This window comes from Actinomycetospora sp., from assembly GCF_055612215.1.
This window is the reverse complement of sequence record NZ_JBVPVA010000866.1, coordinates 1-4,179: the sequence shown is the minus strand read 5'-3', so window position 1 is coordinate 4,179 and position 4,179 is coordinate 1. Positions and strand designations below refer to the sequence as shown.

The window sequence follows — 4,179 nt, the reverse complement described above, 5'->3', positions numbered from 1 at the left end:
TGTGCGCCTTGAACGCCTCCACCGCCTCGCCGACGAGGCGCATGTAGAGGTCGAACCCGACGCCCGCGATGTGTCCGGACTGCTCGGCGCCCAGGATGTTGCCCGCGCCGCGGATCTCGAGGTCCTTCATGGCGACCGCCGTGCCCGCGCCCAGTTCGGAGAGCTGGGCGATGGTGGCCAGCCGCTCGTGCGACGTCTCGGTCAGCGGGCGGTCGTTCGGGTAGAGGAAGTAGGCGTAGCCGCGCTCCCGGCTGCGCCCGACCCGGCCGCGGAGCTGATGGAGCTGGGAGAGCCCCAGGGTGTCGGAGCGCTCCACGATCAGCGTGTTGGCGTTCGAGATGTCCAGGCCGTTCTCGACGATCGTCGTGCAGACCAGGACGTCGTGCTCGCGCTCCCAGAACTCGTTGACGGTGCGCTCGAGGCGCTCCTCGGGCATCTGCCCGTGCGCGGTGGCGATGCGGGCCTCGGGCACGAGACGGCGGAGCTTCGCGGCCGCGTCGTCGATCGAGGACACCCGGTTGTGGATGTAGAAGACCTGGCCGTCGCGCAGCAGCTCGCGCCGGATCGCGGCCGCGACCTGCTTCTCGTCGTAGGCGCCGACGTAGGTCAGCGTGGGGTGGCGCTCCTCGGGCGGGGTGAGGATCGTCGAGAGCTCGCGGATGCCGGCGAGGCTCATCTCGAGCGTGCGCGGGATCGGCGTCGCGGACATGGAGAGCATGTCCACGTGGGCGCGCAGCCCGGTGATGTGCTCCTTGTGCTCGACGCCGAACCGCTGCTCCTCGTCGATGACGACGAGCCCGAGGTCCTTCCACGTGACCCCGGTCTGCAGCAGCCGGTGGGTCCCGACGACGACGTCGACGGACCCGTCGGCGAGCCCGCGGATCGTCGCGTCGGCCTCCTTGCCCGAGGTGAATCGGGAGAGCCCCTTCACCGTCACCGGGAAGTTCCGCATGCGGTCGGTGAACGTCTGCAGGTGCTGCTGGGCCAGCAGCGTCGTCGGGACCAGGACCGCGACCTGCTTGCCGTCCTGCACCGCCTTGAACGCCGCACGCACCGCGATCTCGGTCTTGCCGTACCCGACGTCGCCGGAGACGACGCGGTCCATCGGGACCGCCTTCTCCATGTCGGCCTTGACCTCGTCGATCGCCGACGCCTGGTCCGGCGTCTCGGTGTAGGGGAAGGCGTCCTCCATCTCGCGCTGCCACGGCGTGTCCGGGCCGAACGCGTGACCGGGCGCGGCCTGCCGGGCGGCGTAGAGCTGCACCAGGCTCGCGGCGATGTCGCGGACCGCCTTGCGCGCCTTCGACTTCGTCTTCGACCAGTCCGAGCCGCCCAGCTTGTTCAGCGTGGGCAGCTCGCCGCCGACGTAGCGGCTGACCTGGTCGAGCTGGTCGGTGGGGACGAAGAGGCGGTCGCTCGCCTGGCCGCGCTTGGAGCTCGAGTACTCCAGGACGAGGTACTCGCGGGTGGTCGACGCCTTGCCGGTGCCGGTGGTCCGCTGGGTCATCTCGACGAACTTGCCGATGCCGTGCTGGGCGTGGACGACGTAGTCGCCGGCCTGCAGCGTCAGCGGGTCGACCGCGTTGCGGCGCTTGACCGCGGCGCGCTTGGTGGGGGTGGTCCCGCTGCCGGCGCGCGACCCGGTGAGGTCGGCCTCGGTGAGCAGGACGAGCCGGCTCTCGGGGGCGACGAAGCCGTCGGCGAGCCGGCCGCGGACGACGGTGATGCGACCGGCCTCCGCCGTCCCCGCCGCTCCGCTCGCCCCCGCGACGACGGGGACGTCCTCGCCGACGAACTCGCGGAGCTGCTCCACGGCCCGCTGCGCGGTGCCGGTGGCGGGGACGACGACGAGGGCCGCGCCGCCCGACGCCGCGTGGGCGCGCAGGTCGACGGCGGCCTTCTCCCAGTCGCCGCGGTAGGACTCGACGCCGGTCAGGCCGGAGCGCAGGACCCGGACGCCGTCGCTGGTGACCGAGTCGTCCTCGAGGTCGGGGTCGGTCGCGAGGCTGGAGAGCGTCCACCACGGGTGCCCGGAGGCGTGGGACGCGGCGCGCACGACCTCGACGTCGCGGTAGGCCGAGGCGCCGAGGTCGATGGGGGCGCGGCCCTCGGTGGAGTCGGCCGCCACGAGCCAGCTCGCCTCGAGGAACTCCTGGCCGGTGCGCACGAGGTCGGCCGCGCGGCGCTCGACCCGCTCCGGGTGGCACACGACGACGTGCCCGCCGTCGGGCAGCAGCTGCGGCAGCGTCACCAGGTCCCCGGGCAGCAGCGCCGGGATCAGCGACTCCATCCCCTCGGTGGGGATGCCGGCCGCGACCTTGCCGAGCAGCTCGGACAGCGCCTTGTCGCCGCCGAAGGAGCCGGTGCCGGCGTGGGTGCGGGCGAGCTCGGCCGCGCGCTCGCGGACGTCGGCGGTCAGCAGCAGCTCGCGGCACGGCGGCGCGACGACCTCGCTCGGGCGGGCGTTCGCCGAGTCGGGCAGCGACCGCTGGTCGGCCACCGAGAAGCAGCGCAGCTCCGAGACCTCGTCGCCCCAGAACTCGATGCGCACCGGCGACTCGGCGGTCGGCGGGAAGAGGTCGACGATCCCGCCGCGCACCGCGAACTCGCCGCGCTTCTCGACCATCTCCACCCGCGCGTAGGCGAGGTCGACGAGGCGCCCGGTGAGGTGCTCCAGCTCGATCTCGGTGCCCTCGCGCAGGACGACCGGATCGAGGTCGCCGAGCCCGGGCACCAGCGGCTGGATGAGGCTGCGGGTGGCGGCCGTGACGACGAGCAGGCGCCCGTGCGGGTCGGTCTCGGGGTGGGCCAGGCGGCGCAGGATCGCGACCCGCCGACCCACGGTGTCGGCCCGCGGCGAGAGCCGCTCGTGCGGGAGGGTCTCCCAGCTGGGCAGGTAGGCCACGGCGTGCTCGCCGAGCAGGTCCTCGACGGCGGCGGCGAGCTCCTCGGCCTCGCGCTCGGTGGCGCACACGAGCAGCGCGGTGCGGCCGGCGCCGCCGCGCTCGCCGTCGGGATCGGCGCCCAGGGCGGCGGCGAGCAGCGGGCGCAGCGCCGTCGGGCCCTCGACGGCGGCATCACGGCCGGCGGCGTCGACGAGCGCGCGCAGGCCCGGGTCGGCGAGCAGCGCCGAGGCCAGACCGGAGAGCGGGGCGAGCCCGGAGGTGGTCGAGAGAGTGTCGGGAGAAGACACCAGAGCCCTTCGCAGGAGCGTGGAGCGAGCGAATCCAGTCTACGAGAACACCCCGACACCCTCGGGCCTTCCCCGGGCCCCGGCCGACCGGGGGTGACCGTCGTGACCGGGGGGCCACCGTGGGTGACGATGGGACCCGTGACGCGCGCCCAGCCCTCCCCCGATCCCGGGCGTCCGGGGTGGTCGGCCGGGCGCCGGCGTCGCGGCGAGCCCCGCACTGATCACCGGCCCAAGACTGACAACGGACGTCAGCATCGAGACCCTTCTGACGCTCCCGAGCCCCCACCCACGCGACGCTCCACCGGCCAGGACCCCGGCGACCCCGGCCCGCGGAAGATCACCGTCACCCGCGTCGCGGCCTGGCGCGCGCGCAACCTCACCCGCGCCGGCGCCCGCGCGTTCCACCGGGCGGCCTCGGCCGACGGGGCCGACCGGTCCGGGCTGACCGCGCTGACCTACGCGTGGATGGCCAACTACGCCTCGGACGCGACGCTGGCCGTGGCGCTGGCCAACACCCTGTTCTTCTCCGCCGCCAGCGCCGAGTCCAAGGACAAGGTCGCGCTCTACCTGCTCATCACGGTGGCGCCCTTCGCGGTGATCGCCCCGGTCGTCGGGCCGCTGCTCGACCGGGTCCAGCGCGGGCGCCGCCTCGCCCTCGCGCTCTCGACGGCGGGCCAGGGCGCGCTCGCCGTCGTGCTCGCGCTGTTCATGGACACCTGGGCGCTCTACCCCTCCGCGCTCGGCATCCTCGTGCTCTCCAAGTCCTTCGGGGTGCTCAAGGCCGCCGTGACCCCGCGCGTCCTCCCGCCCGGCATCACGCTGGTGACGACGAACTCGCGCCTGACGGTCTTCGGGATGGTCGCGTCCGGGGTCTTCGGCGGGATCGCTGCGGGGGTCGCCTACCTGTTCGGCTCGCCCGGGGCGGCCTGGTTGACCGCGGCGGTCTGCGGGGTCGGGGTGTGGCTGTGCCTGCGCATCCCGTCGTG

At 74.1% G+C, this 4,179-nt stretch carries 2 protein-coding genes; one reads left to right on the top strand and one right to left on the bottom strand.

The features are described 5' to 3' along the window. Window positions 1-3,196, bottom strand: a 3,196-nt coding sequence (gene mfd, locus AC0CYZ_RS23525; RefSeq protein WP_472219831.1) for a transcription-repair coupling factor, incomplete at its 3' end; no start/stop codon positions are given. Between the two features lie 135 nt (window positions 3,197-3,331). Here mfd and AC0CYZ_RS23520 point away from each other — a divergent pair. After that, on the top strand, window positions 3,332-4,179 hold an 848-nt coding region (locus tag AC0CYZ_RS23520), incomplete at its 3' end, for an MFS transporter (protein ID WP_472219829.1).